Genomic DNA, 23,263 nt, shown 5'->3' on the forward strand with positions numbered 1-23,263 from the left:
CGGTTTCGCGTCGATCAAGACGTCACGGCTATCAATTCTGCGAGGATGGGCCGATGGAGCTGCGTCATCTGCGGTACTTCGTCGCGGTCGGCGAGCTGCGGCACTTCGGCCGGGCCGCGGCGCGGCTGCACATCGCCCAGCCGCCGCTGTCGCAGCAGATCCGCCAGCTCGAGGCGGAGCTCGGCGTCGAGCTGCTGCGGCGCACCACGCGCCGGGTCGACCTCACCGAGGCGGGCGCGGCGTTCCTGCAGCGGGCGCGGGAGATCCTGGGTGCCGTCGACGCGGCGACGATCGAGGCGCAGCGGATCGGGGCCGGGCTCGAAGGACGGTTGATGGTGGGCTGCGTCGGCTCGGCGACGTACAGCCTGCTGCCGAGCCTGGCGCGGACGCTGCGCGAGGAGCTGCCGGGGGTGGACTTCAGCTTCCGGGGCGAGATGCTCGCGCCCGATCAGGCGGCGGCGCTGCTGGCGGGGGAGATCGATCTCGGCGTACTGCGGCCGCCGGTCGACGAGCCCGGGCTGGAACTGCATGCGTTACGGCGGGAGAAGCTGATCGTCGCGCTGCCGGACGGGCACCGGCTGGCGGCCCGGAAGCGCTTGCGGGTGGTCGATCTGCGGGACGAGAACTTCATCGCCTACCCGGGGCAGCGGCGGTCGGTGATGAGCGGGCGGGTGCTCGCGCTGTGCCGGGAGGCGGGGTTCGAGCCGCGGGTGCGGCAGGAGGTGGGGGAGACGTCGACGCTGGTCACCTTCGTCGCCGCTGGGCTGGGGGTCGCGTTGGTGCCGGAGTCGGTGGCGTCGCTGACCGTCGCGGGGGCGACGTACCGGCCGCTGGCCGGCGGCGGTCAGGTCGAGCTGGCGGCGGCGACGCGCGTTGGTGACGACGCGCCTGTGCTGGCGAGAGCGCTGGCGATCCTCGCCGAGCTGACCAGCGACTAGCGTCTCGGCGAGCTCACCAGCTACTAGCTTCTCGGCGAGCTCGCCGGCGGCTAGAAGAACCCGTCGCGCTCACTCGGCGCGAGCGTTCGAGTAGTCCGCACCGCAGCCAGGTCGCGCCCGATTGCCTTCGCAGCATCGAGCATCAACGGCACCACCTCAGCGACCAACCGCTCCGGCGTCGTCCGCCCGAGCGTCGACGAGTACGCCAGCGCCGCCATCACCTCACCGCCCTGATCGACCACCGGCACCGCAGCCGACAGCAGCCCGTCCTCCAGCTCCGACTCAGCGACCGCATATCCCAACCGCCGTACGTCGTGCAGCGCGTCCCGGAACCGCACCGGATCGGTGATCGTCCGCTCGGCCCTCCGCGGCAGACCGGCCTCGATGACCGCCTCGACGACCGCGGGCGGAGCCCAAGCGGTCAGCACCCGTCCCATCGACGTGGCGTACGCCGGCACCCGGCTGCCCACGTCGACCGCGATGCTGAGGATCCGCCGCACCTGCACGCGGGCGACGTACACGACGTCGGTCCCGTCGAGCTGCGCCAGCGACGCGGACTCCTGGGTCGCCTCGGCCAGTCGCAGCAGGTGCGGCTGCGCGACCTCGACGATGCCGTGCGTCGCCGCGTAGTGCTGGCCGATCGTCAGCACCTTGGGCGTCAGCGACCAGCGCGGCCCGGCGCCGGCGACGTACCCGAGGCGCTGCAGCGTGAGCAGGATCCGGCGTACGGCGGGACGCGAGTAGCCGGTCCGGGTCGCGATCTCGGCCAGGGTCGGGTTCGGCAGGTCGGCGTCGAAGGCCAGCAGGACGGCGAAGCCGCGCTCGATGCTCTGGACGAAATCGCGGTCCTGGCCCGCCTCGGGTGACGGATTCATACGCCCGGCCTCTCAGTCCTGCCCAATTCGGTATTGATGCGGACGGCTCCACGCGTTGACGCGGCCGGTCGCCGTCGAGCACTGTCGATGACGAACGCAGAGCGTGCAACGAGTACGCACAGCGTACATCAGGAGGTGGGCGACATGGAGGCACGCAAGCTCCGGGACGCATTCGGCCAGTTCGCCACGGGCGTCACCGTGGTCACCTGCACCAACGAGGACGGCGAGCCGCACGGCGCCACCGTCAACGCCTTCACCGCCGTCTCCCTCGACCCGCCGCTGGCCCAGGTCACTCTCGGCCGCAGCTCCAAGGCCTGCCAGTTCCTGGCCGGCCGCGGCTTCGCGATCAACGTGCTCGCCGCCGACCAGCTCGACGTGGCCTGGCACTTCGCGGGCCGGCCCGCGGCCCGCCCGCCGGCCTGGGCCGCCGGCTGCACCGCCCCGGTGCTGGAAGGGACCGCGACGACGATCTCGTGCCGGCCCTGGCGTACGTACGACGGCGGCGACCACCTGATCGTGATCGGCGAGGTCGAGTCCGTGGAGATTCCCGGCCGCGACCCGCTGCTCTTCCACGGCGGCCAGTTCCGCCACCTCGGGCCGCTCCCGACCGCGCTCGCGTGGGACGGCTCCATCGACAACCCCGGGCACGGCTGGTTCGACGCCACCGCCCAGTTCACCGCCCTCTGCGACGTCACCCGGGTCTGAGAGACCCATCACCTCGTTCGAAGGGAAGCACCATGACCGTCACCCAGGACCGCAAGCTCAGCACCGTCGAGGAGGGGCCGAACGACGTCCGCCCGATGACCGGTGCGGAGTACATCGAGTCCATCCGCGACGACCGCGAGGTCTGGATCTACGGCGAGCGGGTCCGCGACGTCACCGAGCACCCGGCCTTCCGCAACCCGGTCCGGATGACCGCGCGGCTGTACGACTCGCTGCACGACGAGGCGGCCCGCGGTGTGATGACGGTGCCGACCGACACCGGCAACGGCGGCTTCACGCACCCGTTCTTCCGGGCGCCGCACAGCTCGGCCGACCTGGTCGCGGACCGGAACGCGATCGAGCACTGGGCCCGCCAGACCTGGGGCTGGATGGGCCGCAGCCCCGACTACAAGGCCAGCTTCCTCGGCACCCTCGGCGGCAACAGCGAGTTCTACCAGCCGTTCGAGGAGAACGCGAAGCGCTGGTACAAGGAGAGCCAGGAGCGGGTCCTGTACTGGAACCACGCGATCATCAACCCGCCGGTGGACCGCAACCTGCCGCCCGACGAGGCCGGCGAGGTGTTCATGCGGGTCGAGAAGGAGACCGACGCCGGGCTGGTCGTGTCCGGCGCGAAGGTGGTCGCGACCGGGTCGGCGATCACCAACTACAACTTCATCGCGCACTACGGGCTGCCGATCAAGAAGAAGGAGTACGCGATCGTCTGCACCGTGCCGATGGATGCCCCCGGCATCAAGCTGATCTGCCGGCCGTCGTACACCCTGCAGGCCGACGTGATGGGCAGCCCGTTCGACTACCCGCTGTCCAGCCGGATGGACGAGAACGACACCATCTTCGTCTTCGACAAGGTGCTCGTCCCGTGGGAGAACGTGTTCGCCTACGGCGACCCGGACAAGATCAACGGCTTCTTCCCGCAGTCCGGGTTCATCCCGCGGTTCACCTTCCACGGCTGCATCCGGCTGTCGGTCAAGCTCGACTTCATCGCCGGGTTGTTGCTCAAGGCCCTCGAAGCGACCGGGAGCAAGGACTTCCGCGGCGTCCAGACCCGGGTCGGTGAGGTGATCGGCTACCGCAACACGTTCCGCGCGCTGGCCGACGCGATGGCGCTCAACCCCGACCCGGGCCCGAACGGGACCGTGCTGCCGAAGCTCGACTACGGGCTGGTCTACCGCCAGCTGATGATCCAGGCCTACCCGCGGGTGAAGGAGATCATCATGCAGGACGTCGCGTCCGGCCTGATCTACCTGAACTCGAACGCGGTCGACTTCAAGACCCCCGAGATCCGGCCGTACCTGGACAAGTACGTGCGCGGTTCCAACGGGTACGACGCGGTCGACCGGGTCAAGGTGATGAAGGCGCTGTGGGACTCGGTCGGGTCGGAGTTCGGCGGCCGCCACGAGCTGTACGAGCGCAACTACTCCGGCAACCACGAGAACGTGAAGGCCGAGATCCTGTTCGCCGCCGAGGCCCAGGGCGAGACCGACGCGATGAAGGGGTTCGCCGAGACGATGCTGTCGGAGTACGACCTCGACGGCTGGACGGTCCCGGACCTGATCAACCCCACCGACGTGAACCGCATCCTCAACCGCTGAAGGAGTCCCCTGATGAGCACCGTGCAGGAATCACCGACCGCCGCCGGCTCCGGGGCCAGCGCGAGCGAGAACTTCCGGGCCGCGGCCGAGCGCCGTACGGCCGCCGGGACCAGCCCCGAGCGGGTCAGTGCGATCGTCACCGCCGTCCTCCGCGGCGTCCACGACGCGGTTCGCGAGCACCAGGTCACCTACCCCGAGTTCCAGGCCGCGAAGGCGTGGCTGATGGAGGTCGGCGAGACCGGCGAGTGGCCGCTGTTCATGGACGTCTTCGTCGAGCACGTCGTCGAGGACGTCGCCTCGACCACGCAGCACGGCACCAAGGGCAGCATCGAGGGCCCGTACTACCTGCCCGGCCAGGTCGCGCTCGGCTCGACCTGCGAGCTGCCGCGACGAGACGACGAGCGCGGCGACCCGCTGGTGCTCGACGGCCAGGTCCGCGCCCTCGACGGTACGCCGCTGGGCGGCGCGCTCGTCGACATCTGGCATGCCGATGCCGACGGCTACTACTCCGGCTTCGCGCCGCACCTGCCCGAGGGCAACCTGCGCGGCGTCGTCACCACCGACGCCGAGGGTCGGTTCGCGATCACCACCGTGCAGCCGGCGCCGTACCAGATCCCGACCGACGGGCCGACCGGCAAGCTGATCGCGGCCGCCGGCTGGCACCCGTGGCGGCCCGCGCACCTGCACGTGATCGTGCGGGCCGAGGGGTACCGGCCGATCACGACGCAGCTGTACTTCGCCGGTGGCGAGTGGCTCGACTCCGACGTCGCCGAGGCGACCAAGCCGGAGCTGATCATCGACCCCCAGGACGACGGCACCGGCACCCGGCGCTCGACGTACGACTTCGAGCTCGAACCCTTCTGATCCGGCCGGGGGACCGGTGACCCCGGCCCCCTCGGCAGGCCCGACCCGAAAGGCAGCACCGTGCCCGTCAGCCACGACGACCTGACCATCGAGCGGGTCGAGACGATCATCCTCGACGTCCCGCTGCGCCGGCCGCACAAGTTCGCCCGCGTCACCATGGACGCCCAGCCCGTGCTGCTCACGCTGATCCACACCCGCTCCGGCGTGGTCGGGGTCGGCGAGGGCGTCGTGCCCGGCGGGCCCTGGTGGGGCGGTGAGTCGGTCGAGTCCATGAAGGTCACCATCGACACGTACGTCGTACCGCTGCTGCTCGGCCGTCGCGTGGACGACATCGAGGGCATCTGGCGGGACATCTCCGATCGAGTGAACGCGAACCTGTACGCCAAGACCGCCGTCGAGGTCGCGCTGCACGACGCGTGGGCGCGGTGTCTCGGCGTACCGGTTCACACGTTGCTCGGTGGGCTCGCGCGAACCAGCATCGACGTCACGTGGGCGCTCGGCGCGGAGCCGGAGGAGGTTGTCGTCGAGGAGGCGCTGGCCAAGCTGCACGCGGGTGAGCACCGCTCGTTCAAGCTGAAGATGGGCGCGTTGCCGCCGGAGGAGGACACCCGGCGGATCTGCGCGATCACGGAGAAGCTGGCCGGGTCGGCCGGCGTACGGGTGGATCTCAACGCGCGTTGGGATCTGATGACGTCGCGGACGTACCTGCCGCGGCTGGTGGCGGCCGGGGTCGAGCTGGTCGAGCAGCCGGTGCCTGGTGAGCAGGTGGAGGCGCTCGCGGAGATCAACGCGCTGCTGCCGGTTCCGGTGATGGCTGACGAGAGTCTGCGGACGCCGGTCGATGCTGTTCGGCTCGTTCGGCTGCGGGCTGCTGATGTGTGGTCGATGAAGACGACGAAGATGGGTGGCCTGCGGCGATCGCGGGACATCGTGGCGATCGCCAAGGCCGCCGACATTCCCTGTCATGGCGGGACGTCGATCGAGACCGGGATCGGTACGGCGGCGTCGCTGCATCTGGCGTGTGCTGCGCCTGGGGTGACGTGGGGGAGTGAGCTGTTCGGGCCGCTGCTGTTCGCCGAGGAGATCCTGCAGACGCCGTTGCGGTACGTCGACGGGGAGCTGCAGCTGCCGGAGGGACCGGGACTCGGCGTCACGCTGAATCTCGACGCGGTGGCCGCGTTGCGGCGTACGGATCTGGTGCGGGGGGAGTGACTGTGCTCTTTCACGTACGGATGGATGTGGCGATTCCGCACAACCTGGATCCGGAGGTCCGGGCGGACCTGGTGGCACGCGAGAAGGCACGCGCGCTGGAGATCCAGGCCTCGGGTGCTTGGCCGGAGTTGTGGCGGATCGCGGGCGAGTACGCGAACTTCAGCATCTTCGACGTCAGCTCGAACGACGAGCTGCACGACTTGTTGACCAGCCTGCCGCTGTTCCCGTACATGAAGATCCGGGTGACGCCGCTGGCGACGCATCCGTCGAAGCTGGGTGCTGCTCGGGGTTGAGCAGGGCGGGGACTTCTCACGCGGGGTGCGGGCGAGCACACTGCAAGGGGGAGGGGATCTGATGAGCGTGATGGAACCGGGAGACGGGTTGGCTGATCTTGCGCGGGAGTCGGCCCAGCACGCCGAGCAAGCGGCGGCGGAGGCGCAGGCCGCGGCGGCATCCGCGGAAGAAGTGGCACGAGCGATCGAGCCCGTGGGGCCCGCGGGCGTCGGAGACACCGAGCCCAGCGGCGGCACGGTGGGCGAGCGCGTCGCTCCCGGGTCGGCGAGCGACTTCACCGGTCCTGGCGAGAACGAGCCCTCGGCCGGGACCGACTTCTCCGGTGGGGGATACGGCGGCGGCCCCCAGGGGCCGTGATCCCGGACAGTGCGGCCGCGCTGCTCGCGCTGCTGGGGCTGGTCGCGCCCGGACTCGTGTACCAGGCGCGGCGCGAGCGGCGGCGGCCGCCATCGGTGGAGAGTGCGTTCCGGGAGGCCAGCCGGGTCGCGCTGACCAGTCTGCTGTTCACGGTCGCGGCGACGACAGTGATGGTGGTGGTCGCGTCGGCGTGGCCGGCGCTGCCCGAGATCTCCACCTGGCTGCGCGATCCGGGGGCCTACCTGCCGGACAACTACGCGAAGGTCGGCCTGTTCCTGCTGCTGGAACTCGTCCTGGCCTGCTGCCTGGCGATCCTGTTCGAGGCCGGCACCGGGCGCGGGCTGCGCGGCAACATCCTCGCGGGCAGCCTCTGGTACGGCGTACTGCGGCGTGACGTACCGGCCGCGGCGACCAGGGTCTGGCTGTGGATCGTGACCAAGGACGGCACGGAGCTGAAGGGCGGGCTGCGCGGGTACACGCCGGGGGAGAGCGACGACGTCCAGGAGATCTCGATCGGGGGATCGCCGATCAGGCGGCTGCGCCCGAAGGCGAACCCGGCGACCGGCTGGGAGACCCTCGACGCGTGGGACTCGGTGGTCGTCTCGGCGGCCGAGATCAAGTACTTCCTGGTCGTCTACCTCGATGCCGAGGGCAACTTGTTGCGGGCGGAGCCGAAGGCGGCCTGGTGGAAGCGGGCCGGGACGAGCGTCCGTGACTACCTCGGCCGCAGACCGTCCAGGATCAGGGCGAGCAGGTAGGGAGCCCGGTCGACGGGACTGGTCGCCGCGCGCCACAGCGCGCCGGTGAGCTGGAGGAAGTCGCCCGGCTCGGCGTCCTCGCGGATGGTGCCGGTCTTCTTGCCGGCGTCGAGCAGCTCGGTGATCGCGGCGATGACCGGGCCGTAGGTCTGCTCGGTGATCGTCTGGTGAGCGCTCGGGCTGAGCGCGTCGCCGAGGCCGTGCTTGCGGCGCATCGCTTCGACGAGGACGAGCGTCCACTGCCGCAGCGCCTCCAGTGGCGTGAGGCCGGCGAGCAACTCCGGGACCGTGCCGACGATGCGTTCGACCTCGTCCTGGTAGACCGCCAGCGCCAGCGCCTCCCGGGTCGGGAAGTTGCGGTAGAGCGTGCCCGCGCCGACGCCGGCGCGCTGGGCGACCTGGTTCATCGACGGCGCGCCGTCCTCGGCGAAGGCCTCGCGGGCGGCCGCGAGGATGCGGGCCCGGTTCTCGCGGGCGTCGGAACGAACCATGAAAAGACCTCGTCTTGCTAAGTGGAGAGTTCTCCACTAACGTATCTGGAGAGTTCTCCACATAGCTTAGAGGAGCGTCATGCAGTACATCAAGCTCGGCACGACCGGTCTGGACGTGTCACCGATCGCCATCGGGGCGATGACGTACGGCGAACCCGACCGCGGGCACCCGGTCTGGTCGAAGGGCGAGCAGGAGGCCCGCCCGCTGATCCAGCACGCGCTGGACGCCGGGATCAACTTCTTCGACACCGCGAACCTGTACTCCAACGGGTCCAGCGAGGAGATCCTCGGCCGCGCGCTGCGCGACTTCGCCGACCGCGACGCGGTGGTGATCGCCACCAAGCTGCGGCACCCGATGCGGACCGGCCCGAACGGCCGCGGCCTGTCCCGCAAGGCGATCCTGACCGAGGTCGACCACTCGCTGCGCCGGCTCGGCACCGACTACATCGACCTGTACCAGATCCACCGCAACGACCACACCACTCCGTGGGAGGAGACGCTCGAGGCGCTGAACGACCTGGTCCGGGCCGGCAAGGTGCGCTACCTCGGCGCCTCGTCGATGCACGCCTGGGAGTTCGCGAAGGCGCTGCGTCTGCAGGCCGAGCACGGCTGGGCGCGGTTCGTCTCCATGCAGGACCACTACAACCTGCTGGCCCGCGAGGAGGAGCGCGAGATGATCCCGCTCTGCCTCGACGAGGGGGTCGGGACGATCATCTGGTCGCCGCTCGCGCGCGGCCGACTGGCTCGCGCCTGGGACGAGGCGCGGACCACGACCCGGTCCGAGAGCGACGGCGCGTACGCCGACACGCTCTACAGCCCGGAGCAGGAGGCCTCCAACCACGCGATCGTCGACGCGGTCGGAGAAGTTGCCCAGGGCCACGGTGTGAACCGGGCGCAGGTCGCGCTGGCCTGGTTGCGCCGGCAGCCCGTGGTCACGGCGCCGCTGGTCGGGGCCGGATCGGTTCAGCAGATCGACGACGCCGTGGCCTCGCTCGACGTCGAGCTCACCGACGACGACGTACGCCGCCTGGAGGCGCCGTACACGCCGCGGTTCGACTGGCAGGGCGTCTCCGACGAGGCCGAGCTGGAAGTGATCCGGCAGCGCGTGCCCGGGATGGCGCTGGCATGAGCGGGGCGAAGGTGCTGGTCACCGGCGGTTCGGGGTTCATCGGCAGCTGGTGCGTGCTCGCGCTGCTGCAGGCTGGGTACGACGTGCGCACCACCGTTCGGAGTCTCGAACGCGAGGCGGCGCTGCGCGAGCAGTTGCATGCGGCAACGGAGTTCGACGACGCGCGGCTGGGCGTCGTCCGGGCTGATCTGGAGAGCGACGACGGATGGCCGGCGGCGGTCGACGGGTGCGAGTACGTGCTGCACGTCGCGTCGCCGACGCTCCGGAACGGACCGGTCGACGAGGCGTCGATGGTCAGCGCCGCGCGGGACGGCGTGCTGCGGGTGCTGCGGGCGGCCCACGCGGCCGGGGTGAAGCGGGTCGTGCTGACCAGCGCGTTCGGTGCCGTCGGCTACGGGCATCCGCGGCGGGCGACGCCGTTCACCGAACAGGACTGGACGAACGTCGAGGCCGACATCGCGCCGTACCAGAAGTCGAAGACGCTCGCCGAGCGCGCGGCCTGGGAGTTCGTGCAGAACGAAGGCCGAGGCCTCGAACTGACGGCCGTGCACCCGGTCGGTGTGCTCGGGCCGGTGCTCGGTCCGGACGACCCGCCCTCGCTGCGGGTGATCCGGCAGATGCTCGACGGCGCGCTGCCCGCCTGCCCGCCGTTCGGCACCAGCTGGGTGGACGTCCGTGACGTCGCCGATCTGCACCTGCGCGTGATGACCGACCCGAACGCGGTCGGCGAACGCTGGCTCGCCTCGGCCGGTCCGAGTCTGCGCACCGTCGAGGTCGGCCGGATCCTGCGCGAGCAGCTCGGCGAGCGCGCCGCGAAGGCGCCGACCCGGGAGATTCCGTTGCCGCTGGCCCGTATTCTGAGCCACTTCAACCCGCAGTTACGCGCCGTACGCCCGCAGCTCGGTCAGGACTTCGACGCCACCAGCGCCAAGGCCGAACGCCTGCTGGGCTGGAGACCGCGCCCGATCGAGCGGACCATCGCGGAGACCGCCGAGAGTCTGCTGGCCCACGCTCACTGATCGTGGAGGGACTGCTGGTACTGCTCGGCGTACGTCGGGTGGTCCTTCAGCAGGTCGTCGCAGAAGGCGGCGACGTCGGGGCCGATCAGGTCGAGCACGCCGCGGCCGCTGGCGGCGCCCTCCTCGAAGAAGTCGGCGATGCCGTTCAGGAGGGTGCCGTCGGTGAGGTCGACCGGGCCGACCTTGAAGATGTAGCGCTGCATCTCCCGGTAGACGATCTGGTAGTCGGGCGGAAGTGCCTTGATCCGGGCGACGTGCGCGCGCCACTGCTTCTTGCCCTCGATGATGTCCTGGATGCCCACGTCAGTCTCCTAGCTTGGCGAGCTTCTTCGCGACGTTCTTGTTCAGCTGGTCGCGCCAGCGGTCGCGGTAGGTGCGGGCGCCGGCCCCGCCGGCCAGGGCGGCGCTGAAGCCGACGATGTCGTCGCCGACGACCTGGTAGATGGTCTGGCCCTCGGCGGCCGACTCCTCGAGCAGGCCGAGCGCGCTGTCGAAGATCGGCATCAGGTTGCGCCCGGTGAAGTCGGAGTAGCCGAACAGGTGTCCCTTGATCTCCTCCCAGGCGGCTCGGTACGCGTTCGGCAGCGCGGCCGCGCGGACCTCGTACGCCTTCCACTCCCGGGTCAGGTCGCTGCCGGTGATGGTCTCCCAGAACGTCGTCATCGCGTCCCCTCCCGCAGTTTCTCGATCCGTGCGGTCACGTAGTCCCACTTTCCCCAGAAGGTCGCGAGCTCGGCGCGGCCGGCCGCGTTGAGCGCGTAGAACTTGCGCGGCGGTCCCTGCGCGGACGGCCGTTTGGTCACCTGGACCAGCCGGTTGCGGTCCAGCCGGAGCAGGATCGTGTACACCGTGCCCTCGACGACGTCGGCGAAGCCGAGCTCGTTCAGCTGCCGGGTGATCGCGTAGCCGTAGGTCTCCTCGGTGCCGATGATCTCCAGCACGCAGCCCTCGAGGGTGCCCTTCAGCATCTCGGTCAGGTCGTCCATCGCGGTCCTCTCTGGTACTCGGTGGCACCGAGTACCAGTACACAGTAGCACCGAGTACCGGCTACCGGAACAGGTCCAGCGAACGGCCGATCAGAGTGGTGGCGAGGACGGTGAGGACGACGACGGTGATCGTGGTGAGGTTGCCGAGCAGCCAGCTCTCCAGCGACTTCAGCGTCGGCGCCGACCTCCGCGCTCCGGCAACAGCGACGGCGGCGAGTGGTCCGAGGATCGTCGACGACGCGACGACGACGAAGACAACGACCGCGCCGATCAACGACCCCGTGCCGAGCGCGGCCGAGCCCAGCGAGCTGCCCGCGCTCAGCACCAGCGGCACGTTCTTCAGGTTCGCGAGCGCCGCCCCCGCACCGGCGAGCACCAGAGCCGGCGCCGACAACGCCGGAATCCGATCGACGATCGCCGGCCGCGGCGGGGGAGCGTCGGGTGGCGGCCGCTTACGCCAGTACCGGACCGCGAGTACGGCGAACACGAGCCCGACCACCAGCTGCAGTACGTCGACGCCGTCCCGCGTCGCCTCCGCGTTGTCGTCCGCGACGCCGTCGGTCAGCCAGGCGACCAGCCCGGTCGCGAGCGTCAACGCGCCGAACCAGCCGGCGGTGAACGCGAGCCCCGCGCGGACCGGCCGGTCCGACATCAGCACCAGCACGATGCAGACCAGCGGCACCGGGCTCAGCGCGATCGCCATCGCCTGCGGGAAGACCGCTCCGGCGACCGGCCACACCTCAGGAGCCGTTCGGTGGCTGGGTCGGCGGGACCTGCAGCACCTCGAGGATGTTGATCCCCAGCATGTCCAGGTGGTTGAGGATGCCGGCCAGCGCCGCCTGGTCGTCCAGGTACCCGTGCAGCACGGTCTGCGCCGGCTCCCGGTCCACGCTGAGCGACGGGAACGCGGCGGTCAGGTCCCGCGACAGGGTGCCCTTCACCCGGATGACGTAGTGGCCCATGGGACGCCCCTTTCACGACCCCTCTCGCAACGACTGTGCGACTCGCGGCTCGGCGGGGCATCACCCTTCCTGGGCGACGCCTCCGGACGCCGTACCGGTCGCCCGGATCGGGGGAGGGTGAGCGGGCGCCGGAGCGACAGGCTGGGCAGATGGCCGAGACGTCGACACCGGCGCACCGGGCCAGGGTCCCGAAGCCAGTACTGCGGATCGGCCGGGTGCTGCTCGTCGTCGTGGTCGGCTGGCTGCTGCTGCGGCTGATCCGCGGCGTCGACTGGAGCGAGGTCGGCTACGCGCTCACGCACCTGAGCCTGTGGCAGGTCGGCGTGCTGCTGGTCGCGATGCTGTGCCGGCGCGCGGTCCTCGCCGCGCCGCTCGCGCTGCTGATCACCGGTCTGGGCTACGTCCGCGCGATGGTCAGCGACGTCGCCGCGGCGGCGGTCGCGACCATCGCGCCCTCACCCGGCGACGTGGTGATCCGGCTCGCGATGCTGCGGTCGTGGGGGATCGACACCACGGACGCCGCGTCCGGGCTGACGCTCGCGACGACGCTCTTCTACGTCGTACGGCTGGCCGCGCCGGCGTTCGGCTTCGTGATCTTCTGGGCGGCGCTGGAGCTCTACCCGCCGTTCGCCTGGTCGGGGCTGCTGTTCGGCGCGGGCGCGCTGGTGCTGCTCGTCGGGCTGCTGTACGCGCTGCGCGCGGAACGCACCGCGGCGACGATCGGGCGCCTGCTCGGGCGGGTGTTCCGCCGGGTGCGGCCGTCCAGCCAGGGGCCCGAGGTGTGGAAGGAGCGGCTGGTCTCGTTCCAGTCGCACAGCGCCGGGCGGATGAGTGAGCGCGGGTGGCTCGCCGTACTGAGTCAGGTGCTGCTGGTCGCTGTCGAGGCGGGTGTGCTCGTGCTGTGCCTGGCGTTCGTCGGGGTGCAGCTGGACGGGCGGACGGTGCTCGTCATGGTCTGCAGTTTCATGGTCGCGTACCCGCTGACCGGGCTGCCGCTGATGGGCGCCGGCGTGCTCGACGCGACGTACGCCGCGTTCGTGGCGGACCACACCGCGCTGGACGCGACAGATCTCGTCGCGGGATTGCTGGTCTGGCGGGTCGCCGTACAGGTCGTGCCGGTGGTGGTCGGCCTGCTGACAGTGATGTGGTGGCGGCGGTCGACGGCCTAGGCGGTGTCGAGGATCCGGGCCTTCTCGGCCTCGAACTCGGCGTCGCTGAGGATGCCGTCGTCGCGCAGGCTGCCGAGCTCGCGGAGCTGCGCGAGGACGCCGGAGCGGTCCTTCGCGACGGTCGGCGGCGGGGCGACGGTCGAGGCGGCCCACTTGCCCTGCTGGCGGGCGGCGACGCGGTTGTGCACGCGGGCCGCCGTACCGGCGATGACGGCGGTCCGGGCCGCGCTCCTGAACAGGCTCACGGTTTCTCCCAGCCGTCACCGAGCGCCGCCTCGATGTCCGCGGCCGGGATCCGGCCGGCGGCGACCAGGCGCGCGCCTTCCTCGCGCAGGGCGGTCTCCATCGCGACGACCCACTCGTTCTCGTAGATCACGACGATCGCCGAGCGGCCGGCGGAGACGAAGTCGCCGGCCTCCTGCAGGTCGTCGGCGCCGAGCAGGCCGGACGAGCAGCCGACGAACGGGGTCAGCTCGGGCATCGCGTCCGGGTCCGGTACGGCGAGCGCCAGGGTGCCGTCGGCGGCCTTGTGCACGATCTCGAGGTCGAGGACGCGGATGTGGTCGGCCTCGGCGAGGCGGAGCAGCGCGGCCAGCCCGCGGGGGCCGGGGCCGGACGCGGGGACCTCGACGACCAGCAGGTCGATCGGGCCGAGCACAGGCTCCTGGTCCGGCATCGGGCCTCCCAACGGAATCCGCAGAACACCCAGATCCTCCGGTGCCGCCGGGATCGGGCGGATCACCCGAATCGGGTGACCTGGCCGGTGCCGATCAGGCCGGAGCCGGATGGTGTGGGGAGTGCGCGGGCGTGCACATCCTGTGGGCATGACGGCTTGGAAGAGAGCACTGGCAACGGTCGCGTGCATCCTGCCGGCCGCACTGTTGCCGACCGCACCCGCCCAGGCCGCAGATCCTCCGGCCGATGCCGCCGCACAGCAACTGGCCGAACGCTACGCGCCGGTGGTCAAGCTCCAAGGCGATTCCTCGCGCTGCGCGGACGGCGAGCAGTTTCAGCCCACCGACGTCGAGGCCGTGCTCGGCGATCAGCAGGTCGCGCTCCGTGGACCGTGGAGACCACCCGACCTGGTCAAACCGCAACCCGAAGCCGCCGACCTCGGCCACGGCTTCCCCGGCCATTTCCTCGACTTCCCCGGCGACCCGCTCCGCCCCGGATGCTCGTACGCCGAGTGGTCGGCCCGCATCAACGCCGCGCACCCGTCGACCGTCTACGCCCACGTCGTCGCCGACCCGGGCTTCCCCGGTCAGCTCTCCCTGGAGTACTGGTTCTTCTACGTGTTCAACGACTACAACAACACCCACGAAGGCGACTGGGAGTCGATCCGGCTGGTCTTCGACGCGGCCACTCCCCAGGCCGCGCTCAGCACCGAACCGACCGCGGTCGGCTACAGCCAGCACGGCGGCGCCGAACGCGCCCGCTGGGGTGACGCCAAGCTCGAGCTCGTCGACTCGACCCATCCGGTCGTCTACCCCGCGGCCGGTTCGCACGCGAACAAGTACGGCCGCCGCCTCTACCTCGGCCGCGGCTCGGAAGGCCTCGGCTGCGACGACACGACGAACCCGGCCACCGAGCTGCGCCCCCGCGTCGCGTACGTCCCGATGGACCGCGCCGACTACCTGCGTCAGTACCCGTGGCTGGCGTTCGAAGGACGATGGGGCGAACGGCAACGATCCTTCTTCGACGGACCCACCGGCCCGAACATGAAGACCTCGTGGACCGCGCCGATCCAGGACGCCGAGACGAGCTGGCGCGACGACAGCAGCACAGTCCCCGCCGGCACGCTGCTCGGCCCGAACAGCACCAACGCGTTCTGCGCCGCCGTCGCGACCGGCTCGAACCTGCTGCGCGAGACCCTCGACCGCACCTGGCTGCTCGGCCTGATCCTCGCCGCGGTCGTCGTACTGATCTGGTACGCCGCCAGCCGCACCCGCTGGAGCGACGCGGACCCCCTTCCGGCCCGCCGGCACCGGGCATGGGGTCAGACGGTGGTCGCGGCGTTGCAGCTGTTCCGGCGACGACCACGCCTGTTCGCGGGCTTCGCCGCGGCGTTCGTCGTACTGAGTCTGCTGACGCTCGTCCTTGCCGAGCTGCAGGTCGCGCGGCGTGACGCGCCGACCGACCTCGGCGCCCCGACCGAGAACGCGACCGGCTTCTGGGCGTCGTTGACCGCGCTCGTCATCACGCTGCTCACGGTCGCGACGTACGTCGTCCTGCTGGCCGCCGTGACGGCGACCCTCGACCAGCTCGACCGCGGCCGCCCGATGACGGTGTCGCGCGCTCTGCAGGTGGTGGCCGCGCACTGGCGACCGCTGACCCACGCGGCTGTGCAGTACTTCGTCGTCATCACCGTCCTGACGGTCTTCGTCGCGACGATCCCGCTGGCGATCTACTACGCGGCCAGCCGGGCGTTCGCGATCCCGATCGTGGTCGCCGAGCGATGCACCGGCCGTACGGCGCTCAGACGCAGCCGCCTGCTCGTGAAGGGCCGCTGGTGGCGCACCGCTGGTCCGCTCGCGATCGTCGTCGGGCTCGCGCTGGCGGCCGGGCCGATCGCCGGAATCGTCCTGCTGCTGGGCACCGACCTGGCACCGGGGCTGATCAATCTCGCGTCGTCGGTGCTGTTCGCGCTGGCGATGCCGGTCGCCGCGGCCGCGGTCGTCTACCTGTCCTTCGACCGCGCCGAACCGCGGCCGGATTCACCCGGATCAGGGGAGCTGCCGGGCGATCGCCGAACCTATTCTCGGGATGGCGACGGGAGCGTGCGCGCAGGCTCCTGACCGGACCGGAGGAGGCCGAGATGGTCCAGCCCGAACCGCCGGCGGCACGCCGCTCCTGGAACCCGCTGGTGCCGATCGCGGCCGCCGCCGCAGTCGTCGGCGCGCTGATCACCGCCCTCGTCTTCGTCGCCGTACGGGACGACAGCGGCAGCGCGTCGACTCCGGCGGCGGCCGACGCGGACACCGCGATGTGTGCCGCCGTACCGGTCGCCGACCAGGTGCTCCCGTCGATCGTCACGATCTCGGCCCGTCGTGGCGCCCAGGCCGGGACCGGGTCGGGGCAGATCATTACCGAGGGCGGCTACGTTCTCACCAACGACCACGTCATCTCCGTCGCCGCTGGCGCGGGTGGTGCGGTGAGTGTGCAGTACAGCGACGGCCGCAGCTCCGACGCCGTGATCGTCGGGCGCGACCCGAGCACCGACCTCGCCGTACTGAAGGCAGCCGACGCCGCGAAGGACTACCCGTTGATCGGTTTCGGCTCGTCGGCCGCGCTGAAGATCGGCCAGCCGGTGGTCGCGCTCGGCGCGCCGCTCGGACTGGCCAGCACGGTCACGTCCGGCATCGTCAGTGCGCTGGACCGGTACGTGCCGGTGCCGGGCGACGGCGTCACCCACCACCTGATCGGCGCCATCCAGACCGACGCGGCGATCAACCCGGGCAACAGCGGCGGCGCGCTCGTCGACTGCGCCGGCAAGCTGGTCGGGGTGAACGCGGCGATCGCGACCGTACCGAACGAGGCCGGGGTCGGCGGGGGCGGCAGCGTCGGCCTGGGCTTCGCGATCCCGGTCGATCTCGCGAAGCCGATCGCGGACTCGCTGATCAAGACCGGTCAGCCGGGACACCCGACGACCGGGCTGCAGGTGCAGGAGATCCCGCCCGCGGTCGCGAAGGCGTCGGGGGCTCCGACCGGGTTGTTCGTGCTCGCTGTCGACGCCGGGGGACCGGCCGCGAAGGCAGGGCTGAAGGCGGGCGACATCATCACGCGGATCGACGGTGAGCCGGCCACCAGCAGCGAGCAGGTCGTCGTCGCGACGCTGACCCGGCAGGTCGGGGACACGATCGAGCTGACCTTCGTACGGGGAGGTGCGCCGGCCAACGCCATGCTGACGCTCGGCGCTCCTTAAGCCGGCGCTCGCTAAGCCGGCGCGACCGGCTGCGACGCGAGCAGATCCAGCCCGAGGTGCCGTGACAGGTATCGCGCGGTCAGGATCCCCCGCACGCTGTTCCCCGCCTCGTCGAGCCGTGGCCCGTACGTCGCCAGCGCGCCCTTGCCCGGCGAGACCGTCACGATCCCACCGCCGATCCCGCTCTTCCCCGGGATCCCGACATCGAGCAGCCAGTCACCCGACGTCTCGTACAGACCCGCGATCGTCATCACCGCCAGCGTCACCCGGGCGATCTCCGGGTCGACCACCCGCTCCTGCGTGATCGGGCAGACGCCGCCGTCGGCCAGCGTCGCGCCCATCATCGCCAGGTCGGTCGCGGTGACGCTCAGGCAGCTCTGCCGGGTGTAGAGCTCGACGGCCGCGTCGGTGTCCCCGGCCAGACCGTCGACGCTCTTCAGCAGCGCGGCCAGCGCACGGTTGCGGTGGTTGGTGGCCAGGGCCGAGGCGAGCACCTCGGCGTCCAGCGCGAGCGGCCGCCCGGCGAAGCGGTTCAGACCGTCGAGCAGCAACCGCCACCGATCGTCCAGGCTCTCGCCCGGCGTCAGGCTGGTCGTGGCGATCGCGCCGGGGTTCACCATCGGGTTGGTCCGCCCGCCGTTCGACCGCTCGACGGCCTGGACCGAGTTGAACGACAGCCCGGTCGCGTTCACGCCGACCAGCGCGCGGACGGCGTCCACGCCCACCGCCTGGCAGGCCAGCGCGAACACGAACGGCTTGGCGACGCTCATGATCGTGAACGCCCGCCGCGAGTCGCCCACCTCGTACAGCCGGCCGTCGATCGCCGCGACGCAGATCCCGAAGCTGTCCGGGTCGGCGCGGGTCAGCGCCGGGTAGACCGCCGACAGCTCGCCGGCGTCCGTCGTACGGAAGAGCCGGTACGCCGTCTCGACCAGGTCGCCGACGGTCGCCCCGCCGGGCAGGCCGCCGGTCGAGACGAACCGGTCCGGTGGCATCAGAACGGCCAGACCAGCGGGACGATGACGATTGCCGTCAGCAACCACCAGGCGAGCACCACCAGCCCGAGCTTCCAGTAGTCGCCGAACCGGTAGCCGGCCGGGCTCATGATCATCATGTTCGCCGGGGTAGAGATCGGGGTCAGCAGCGAGGCCGCGCCCGCGACCGCGACCAGCATCAGCACCGGCTGCACCGACGTCCCGGTGCCCTGCGCCGCAGCCACCGCGATCGGCGCGACGATCAGCACGGTCGCGGTGTTGCTGACCATCTGGCCGAGCGCGGCGGTGAGCACGAACAGAGCCAGCAGCAGCAGGTACGGGCGGCCCGGCCCGACCGCGTCCACGATCAGGTCGGCGATCCGGTCGGCGCCGCCGCTGGACTGGATCGCGCCCGACAACGGGATCAGCGCACCGATCAGGACGACGATCTGCCAGGAGATCGCCCGGTAGGCCTGGCCTGGCGTGACGACCTTCGTCAGCACCATCGCGGTCGCGGCGAGGACTCCGGCCATCGCGGGCGGGACGGCGCCGGTCGCGAGCAGCACGACCATCGCCACGAGCACGGTGACGGCCACCGACGCCTTCGGGCCCCAGGGGACCGCTTGGCGGCGGACCAGCTCGGGGGCGTCGACGAGCAGGACGTCGCGGTCCCGGGTCAGCTCGTCGAGCTCGGGCCAGGGGCCGTAGACGAGCAGCGCGTCGCCCTCGGCCAGCTGGGTGGACCGGCGGCCGCGGTCCTTGCCCATCCGCTGCACGGCGATCACCACCAGGTCGTGCGCCCGGTGCATCCCGGGGAAGACCGTCTCGCCGACCATCGACGACCGGGGCGGGATCACCACCTCCACCACCCCGGCGTCGCGGGTGATCAGCCCGTCCATCGGCACGGAGGTTGCTGCGAGCAACGACTCGGTGGTCAGTCCGGCGACCTGGTCGGCCGGACCGGTGACCACCAGCACGTCGCCGACGTCGATCGCCGCGTCCGCGCGCGGGCGGCCCTGGCCGTCCTGGATCCCGACGATCACCACGTCCGGGTACGACGTGAGGTCGACGTCGTGCGGCACCCGGCCGAGCAGCGGTGAGACGTCGCGGACCTGCAGCCGGTGCAGGCGCTCGGGCAGCGTGTAGTGGGCGTGCAGCGTGGTCGCATGCACGGCGAGGTCGGCCGCGGGGTTGGCCGGCCGGGCCGCCGGGAGCAGCTTCGGGCCGAGCAGCACCGAGATCGCGATCGTGCCGACCACCAGCGGGACGCCGACCACGGCGAACGAGAAGAACGGGAACGGACCGGCGCCCGCGTCGTTCGCGGCGTCGGACACGATGATGTTGACCGGCGTACCGGTGAGCATCAGCAGCGACCCGGCGCTGCCCGCGAAGGTGAGCGGCATCAGCATCCGCGACGGCGGCTGACCGATCCGGACGGCGAGCATCACCACCAGCGGCAGCAGCGCCGCCACCGCGCCGTTCAGCGTGATCAGCGCCGAGAGCACGGCCGACAGTGCGGTCACGGCGACCAGGAGCCGGCCGCGCGTCGTACCGGCGTGTTTGACGATCTGCTGACCGGCCCAGACCGTCACGCCGGTCGAGTCGACACCCTCGCTGACCACGAACAGCGTGGCGATGAAGATGACGACCGGGTCCCCGAACCCGGCCAGCACGGCGGTGAAGTCGAGCACGCCGGTGATCCAGAGCGCGAGCGCGGTGAGCACCGCGACCACCTCGACCGGCAGCCGGTTCGCGACGAACGCCACGACGGTGAGCCCGAGGATGATCAGGCTCACCGTGCCGTCATCCATGGCGCGGGCCTAGCCGAGGTGCACCGGGGAGGACGGCCCCCACGGGATCCCGGTCAGGTACCAGACCACGTAGAACAGCGCCCAGGCGACCAGGACCACCAGCGTGTACGGCAGCATCATCGAGACCACCGTGCCGAGTCCGGCCTTCTTGCGGTACTTCTGGCAGACCAGCACGATGAACGGCAGGTAGACCATCAGCGGGGTGATCACGTTCACCGGCCCGTCCCCGACCCGGTACGCCGCGACGACGGTCTGCGGCGCGATCCCGAGCCGGTAGAACAGCGGCACGAAGATCGGCGCCAGGATCGCCCACTTCGGGATCACGCCGGGCATGATGAGGTCGATCACGACGACCAGCACGATGAACCCGATCAGCAGCGGCAGCGCGCCGATGTCGGCCCGCTCCAGCAGGTCGGCCAGACCGGTCGCGGCCAGCGTCGAGATGTTGGTGTAGTTGAAGTAGGCGATGAACTGGGCGATCAGCAGCATCAGGAAGATCAGGCCGCCGAGCCCGTTGAAGGTCTTCACGATCGCGTTGATCACGTTGGTGCTGCCGGTCAGCGACTTCGCGCCGCGCCCGTAGCCGAGGCCCGCGGCCAGGAACAGCATCGAGATGATGAACAGCAGGCTGCTCATGAACGGGGACGACCCGAAGATCTCGCCGGTCTCGGGGTTGCGCAGCGGCGCGTCCGGGATGAACGTCAGCGCCGACACGATCGCCACCGCGACCAGCAGGTAGTAGACCGAGAACCGCAGCCCGCGGGACTCCAGCGCCATCTCCTCCTCGGTCGGCACGTGGTCGGCGGGCGCGTCCGCCGGTGCCTCGGCCGGGTCGTAGCGGCCGAGTCGCGGTTCGAGCACCCGCTCGGTGACGATCGTCATCACGATCGCGCAGAAGATCGTCGAGGCGATGCTGAAGAAGAAGTTGTGGGTGACGTTGAGGTGCACGTCGGGCGCGACCAGCGCGACCGTCTCGTTGGTGACCTCGGTGATGATGCCGTCCGCCGGGGTGATCAGCACGTTCACGAAGAAGGCCGCGCTGACCCCGGCGTACGCGGCCGCGATCCCGGCCAGCGGGTGCCGGCCGAGCGAGACGAACGCGGCGGCGCCGAGCGGGATCAGGACCAGGTAGCCGGCGTCCGAGGCGACGCTGGAGATGCCGCCGAGCAGCACGATGATGAACGTGATCGCGCCCTTCGGCGCCACCTTCACCATCTTGCGGATCAGCGCCGCGATCAGGCCGGCCTCCTCGGCGACGCCGACACCGATCATCGCGACCAGGATCACCGCGACCACGCCGAAGTCGTTGAAGTTCTGCACGGCGGTGGTGAACATGAACCGGATGCCGTCGCCGTCGAGCAGGCTCTCGGCGGTGATCGTCTCCTCGCGCACCTCGAAGTCCGGGACCGGCGGGGCCGGGGGAGCGTCGTTGCCCGCGACGCTGGTGCCCTGCGGGTACTCCGGCGCGACCTGGACGGTTGCGGGCTCGGCCACCTCGGTGGTCACGCTGGTGCCGGCCCAGGACAGGATCTGCGACGTCACGATGACGATCACGATCAGGCCCAGGAAGATCAGCGCCGGGTGCGGGACCTTGTTGCCGACCCGCTCGATCCCGTCCAGGACGCGCTGCATCCCGCCGGCCTTGACCGGCTTGTCACCGACCGTCTTGGCGCTCATGACGGCGTCGCGAACGATCGCGCGAACTCGATCAGCAACCGGGTGCCGAAACCGGTCGCGCCCTTGTTCCGCCAGCTCCGGGCCTCGGGCAGCTGCGCGGTCCCCGCGATGTCGAGGTGCGCCCAGGGCTTGCCGTCGACGAACTCCTCGAGGAACAGCGCGGCGGTGATCGAGCCCGCGTTCACGCCGCCCATGTTGGTCAGGTCGGCGATCGGGGAGTCGAGCTGCTTGCGGTACGGGCGGTGCAGCGGGAGCTCCCAGACCGGTTCGTCGACGATCTCACCGGCTGTCTTCAGCTGGGTGACCACCGCCGGGTCGTTGCCCATCACGCCGGCGATCTCGACCCCGAAGGTGCGCAGGCAAGCGCCGGTGAGGGTGGCGATGTCGACGATCGCGTCGACCGGTTCCTCGGTCGCCAGGGCCAGGCCGTCGGCCATCACCAGGCGGCCCTCGGCGTCGGTGTTGAGCACCTCGACCGTCGTACCGTTGCGCATCCGCAGCACGTCGCCGAGCATCATCGCCGAACCGGACGGCATGTTGTCGGTGCACATCAGGTAGCCCGTGACGGCCGCCGTACAGCCGAGGTCGCGCAGCGCGGTCATCGAGGCCAGCACGGTCGCCGCGCCGGTCATGTCGTTCTTCATCTGGGCGTGCGACTCGTCGCTCGGCTTGAGGCTGATACCGCCGGAGTCGTACATGATCCCCTTGCCGATCAGCGCGATCCGGCCGGTCGGCTGCTCGGGCGTGTAGCGCAGCCGGACCATCCGCGGCGGCTGCACGCTGCCGCGGTTGACGCCGAGCAGGCCGCCGCAGCCCATCGCGATCAGCTGGTCCTTGTCGTAGACCTCGACCTCGAGGCCGGCCGCCGTACCGACCTCGACGGCGATCTCGGCCATCCGTACGGCGGACAGCGTGGTGGCGGGACAGTTGGCCAGGTCGCGACCGAGGCTGCACGCGGCCGCGACGACCCGGCCGCGCTCGACACCCTGGCGAGCCTGCTCGGAGTCCTCGTCGAAGGCCACCACGAGCAGGGACTCCAGCGTCGGCTTGTCGGCGTCCTTGCCGAGGAAGTACCGCCAGCGGGCCAGCAGGACGCCTTCGGTGACGGCCTGCGCGAAGTCGGCGACCGAGACGCCGCGCAGCTGCGGCGGCACCTCGATCGCGAGCCGCCGGTGCCAGGGCACGGCCCGGGCGAAGTCGGCCGCCAGGTCCCGGACCAGGGCGAGGTCGACCTCACCGGCACCGGTCCCGATCGCGACCCGGACCGGTCCGTCGCTGCGCGGCTGCACGAGCGACTGGCCGCGCTGCCCGGTGAAACCGGCCGAGGCCAGTGCGGCCCGGTCAGTCCCGAGCTCCGCGGCCGGCTCGCCGTCCGCACCGACCGGTACGGCGAGCGCGTCGGCCTCGGTCTGCGCCTGCTCCAGCGACCCGACCCCGACAGTGGCCTGGAAGCGGGTCGACGGGATCGGGTCGAAGTCGTCCTTGGTGGTGTTCACGAAACCTCCTCCGGCCG

At 71.0% G+C, this 23,263-nt stretch carries 26 protein-coding genes; 13 read left to right on the top strand and 13 right to left on the bottom strand.

The genetic code is table 11. The features are described from left to right. Positions 1-53 precede the first annotated feature (53 nt). Positions 54-938 (top strand): LysR substrate-binding domain-containing protein, encoded by an 885-nt coding sequence (locus AB0M01_RS14690; RefSeq protein ID WP_363669384.1) that lies wholly within the window; start codon positions 54-56, stop codon positions 936-938. A gap of 50 nt (positions 939-988) precedes the next feature. Here the strand turns inward: AB0M01_RS14690 and AB0M01_RS14695 are convergent, their stop codons facing one another. Further along, complete coding sequence (locus AB0M01_RS14695) at positions 989-1,813, bottom strand: IclR family transcriptional regulator C-terminal domain-containing protein (protein WP_363669386.1); 825 nt, start codon at positions 1,811-1,813, stop codon at positions 989-991. A 144-nt stretch (positions 1,814-1,957) separates the two neighbouring features. Here AB0M01_RS14695 and AB0M01_RS14700 point away from each other — a divergent pair, with 144 nt between their 5' ends. The 7 genes from AB0M01_RS14700 to AB0M01_RS14730 all read left to right on the top strand — a co-directional run bounded on the left by AB0M01_RS14700 (position 1,958) and on the right by AB0M01_RS14730 (position 7,610). Further along, on the top strand, positions 1,958-2,518 hold the full coding sequence (locus AB0M01_RS14700; protein ID WP_363669388.1) for a flavin reductase family protein: 561 nt from the start codon (positions 1,958-1,960) through the stop codon (positions 2,516-2,518). A gap of 32 nt (positions 2,519-2,550) precedes the next feature. Continuing rightward, entirely contained in the window at positions 2,551-4,125 is a 1,575-nt protein-coding gene (locus tag AB0M01_RS14705) for a 4-hydroxyphenylacetate 3-hydroxylase N-terminal domain-containing protein (RefSeq protein WP_363669390.1), read from the top strand. 12 nt (positions 4,126-4,137) lie between these two features. Then, the gene (gene catA / locus AB0M01_RS14710; RefSeq protein ID WP_363669392.1) at positions 4,138-4,989 is read left to right on the top strand and encodes a catechol 1,2-dioxygenase; all 852 of its coding nucleotides are present in this window, start codon (positions 4,138-4,140) and stop codon (positions 4,987-4,989) included. 60 nt (positions 4,990-5,049) lie between these two features. Then, complete coding sequence (locus AB0M01_RS14715) at positions 5,050-6,201, top strand: muconate/chloromuconate family cycloisomerase (RefSeq protein WP_363669394.1); 1,152 nt, start codon at positions 5,050-5,052, stop codon at positions 6,199-6,201. A gap of 2 nt (positions 6,202-6,203) precedes the next feature. Next, a complete protein-coding gene (gene catC / locus AB0M01_RS14720) occupies positions 6,204-6,494 on the top strand; it encodes a muconolactone Delta-isomerase (protein WP_363669396.1) in 291 nt (96 codons plus the stop codon). A 61-nt stretch (positions 6,495-6,555) separates the two neighbouring features. Next, positions 6,556-6,852: a hypothetical protein gene (locus AB0M01_RS14725; protein WP_363669398.1), complete on the top strand. Its 297-nt coding sequence runs from the start codon at positions 6,556-6,558 to the stop codon at positions 6,850-6,852. Further along, positions 6,849-7,610, top strand: a complete 762-nt coding sequence (locus tag AB0M01_RS14730) for a DUF6338 family protein (RefSeq protein WP_363669400.1) — start codon at positions 6,849-6,851, stop codon at positions 7,608-7,610. The genes AB0M01_RS14725 and AB0M01_RS14730 overlap by 4 nt, the downstream gene beginning before the upstream one ends. On the opposite strand, the gene AB0M01_RS14735 is transcribed toward AB0M01_RS14730, so the two are convergent. Further along, positions 7,568-8,101, bottom strand: a complete 534-nt coding sequence (locus tag AB0M01_RS14735) for a TetR/AcrR family transcriptional regulator (RefSeq protein WP_363669402.1) — start codon at positions 8,099-8,101, stop codon at positions 7,568-7,570. The two genes, AB0M01_RS14730 and AB0M01_RS14735, sit on opposite strands and share 43 nt — an antisense overlap. A 79-nt stretch (positions 8,102-8,180) precedes the next feature. Here AB0M01_RS14735 and AB0M01_RS14740 point away from each other — a divergent pair, with 79 nt between their 5' ends. Both AB0M01_RS14740 and AB0M01_RS14745 read left to right on the top strand, forming a co-directional pair. After that, positions 8,181-9,230: an aldo/keto reductase gene (locus tag AB0M01_RS14740; RefSeq protein WP_363669404.1), complete on the top strand. Its 1,050-nt coding sequence runs from the start codon at positions 8,181-8,183 to the stop codon at positions 9,228-9,230. Continuing rightward, a complete protein-coding gene (locus AB0M01_RS14745; protein ID WP_363669406.1) occupies positions 9,227-10,249 on the top strand; it encodes an aldehyde reductase in 1,023 nt (340 codons plus the stop codon). The genes AB0M01_RS14740 and AB0M01_RS14745 overlap by 4 nt, the downstream gene beginning before the upstream one ends. On the opposite strand, the gene AB0M01_RS14750 is transcribed toward AB0M01_RS14745, so the two are convergent. From AB0M01_RS14750 to AB0M01_RS14770, 5 genes are all read right to left on the bottom strand, one after another. Next, entirely contained in the window at positions 10,243-10,551 is a 309-nt protein-coding gene (locus AB0M01_RS14750; RefSeq protein WP_363669408.1) for a DUF1048 domain-containing protein, read from the bottom strand. The two genes, AB0M01_RS14745 and AB0M01_RS14750, sit on opposite strands and share 7 nt — an antisense overlap. A 1-nt stretch (position 10,552) precedes the next feature. Further along, positions 10,553-10,912, bottom strand: a complete 360-nt coding sequence (locus AB0M01_RS14755; protein WP_363669410.1) for a DUF1048 domain-containing protein — start codon at positions 10,910-10,912, stop codon at positions 10,553-10,555. Next, positions 10,909-11,235 carry a PadR family transcriptional regulator gene (locus tag AB0M01_RS14760; protein WP_363669412.1) on the bottom strand — a complete coding sequence of 109 codons (327 nt, stop codon included), beginning with the start codon at positions 11,233-11,235 and terminating at the stop codon, positions 10,909-10,911. The genes AB0M01_RS14755 and AB0M01_RS14760 overlap by 4 nt, the downstream gene beginning before the upstream one ends. Positions 11,236-11,296: 61 nt before the next feature. Continuing rightward, a complete protein-coding gene (locus AB0M01_RS14765; protein ID WP_363669414.1) occupies positions 11,297-11,974 on the bottom strand; it encodes a GAP family protein in 678 nt (225 codons plus the stop codon). A gap of 1 nt (position 11,975) precedes the next feature. Beyond that, positions 11,976-12,197: a hypothetical protein gene (locus AB0M01_RS14770; protein ID WP_363669416.1), complete on the bottom strand. Its 222-nt coding sequence runs from the start codon at positions 12,195-12,197 to the stop codon at positions 11,976-11,978. Between the two features lie 149 nt (positions 12,198-12,346). On the opposite strand from AB0M01_RS14770, the gene AB0M01_RS14775 reads away from it, so the two are divergent. Next, positions 12,347-13,366, top strand: coding sequence for a lysylphosphatidylglycerol synthase domain-containing protein (locus AB0M01_RS14775; protein WP_363669418.1), 1,020 nt, complete (start codon positions 12,347-12,349; stop codon positions 13,364-13,366). On the opposite strand, the gene AB0M01_RS14780 is transcribed toward AB0M01_RS14775, so the two are convergent. Both AB0M01_RS14780 and AB0M01_RS14785 read right to left on the bottom strand, forming a co-directional pair. Continuing rightward, positions 13,363-13,611, bottom strand: coding sequence for an SHOCT domain-containing protein (locus tag AB0M01_RS14780; RefSeq protein WP_363669420.1), 249 nt, complete (start codon positions 13,609-13,611; stop codon positions 13,363-13,365). The two genes, AB0M01_RS14775 and AB0M01_RS14780, sit on opposite strands and share 4 nt — an antisense overlap. Then, the gene (locus AB0M01_RS14785; RefSeq protein WP_363669422.1) at positions 13,608-14,042 is read right to left on the bottom strand and encodes a DUF6325 family protein; all 435 of its coding nucleotides are present in this window, start codon (positions 14,040-14,042) and stop codon (positions 13,608-13,610) included. The genes AB0M01_RS14780 and AB0M01_RS14785 overlap by 4 nt, the downstream gene beginning before the upstream one ends. A 148-nt stretch (positions 14,043-14,190) precedes the next feature. On the opposite strand from AB0M01_RS14785, the gene AB0M01_RS14790 reads away from it, so the two are divergent. Together AB0M01_RS14790 and AB0M01_RS14795 are read left to right on the top strand one after the other, a co-directional pair. Further along, the gene (locus AB0M01_RS14790; protein WP_363669424.1) at positions 14,191-16,161 is read left to right on the top strand and encodes a hypothetical protein; all 1,971 of its coding nucleotides are present in this window, start codon (positions 14,191-14,193) and stop codon (positions 16,159-16,161) included. A gap of 20 nt (positions 16,162-16,181) precedes the next feature. Then, on the top strand, positions 16,182-17,288 hold the full coding sequence (locus AB0M01_RS14795) for a trypsin-like peptidase domain-containing protein (RefSeq protein ID WP_363669426.1): 1,107 nt from the start codon (positions 16,182-16,184) through the stop codon (positions 17,286-17,288). 11 nt (positions 17,289-17,299) lie between these two features. Here AB0M01_RS14795 and glsA read toward each other — a convergent pair whose 3' ends face one another. From glsA to AB0M01_RS14815, 4 genes are read right to left on the bottom strand one after another with little or no spacing between them, the layout of a single operon-like run. Then, entirely contained in the window at positions 17,300-18,283 is a 984-nt protein-coding gene (gene glsA, locus AB0M01_RS14800) for a glutaminase A (RefSeq protein WP_363669428.1), read from the bottom strand. Then, positions 18,283-20,073 (bottom strand): SLC13 family permease, encoded by a 1,791-nt coding sequence (locus AB0M01_RS14805; protein ID WP_363669430.1) that lies wholly within the window; start codon positions 20,071-20,073, stop codon positions 18,283-18,285. Before AB0M01_RS14805 ends, glsA begins: the two co-directional genes overlap by 1 nt. A gap of 9 nt (positions 20,074-20,082) precedes the next feature. Next, complete coding sequence (locus tag AB0M01_RS14810; RefSeq protein WP_363669432.1) at positions 20,083-21,750, bottom strand: AbgT family transporter; 1,668 nt, start codon at positions 21,748-21,750, stop codon at positions 20,083-20,085. Next, the gene (locus tag AB0M01_RS14815) at positions 21,747-23,246 is read right to left on the bottom strand and encodes a leucyl aminopeptidase (RefSeq protein ID WP_363669434.1); all 1,500 of its coding nucleotides are present in this window, start codon (positions 23,244-23,246) and stop codon (positions 21,747-21,749) included. The genes AB0M01_RS14810 and AB0M01_RS14815 overlap by 4 nt, the downstream gene beginning before the upstream one ends. Positions 23,247-23,263 lie beyond the last annotated feature (17 nt).

This window comes from Kribbella sp. NPDC051770, assembly GCF_040681455.1.
Taxonomy (GTDB): Bacteria; Actinomycetota; Actinomycetes; order Propionibacteriales; family Kribbellaceae; genus Kribbella.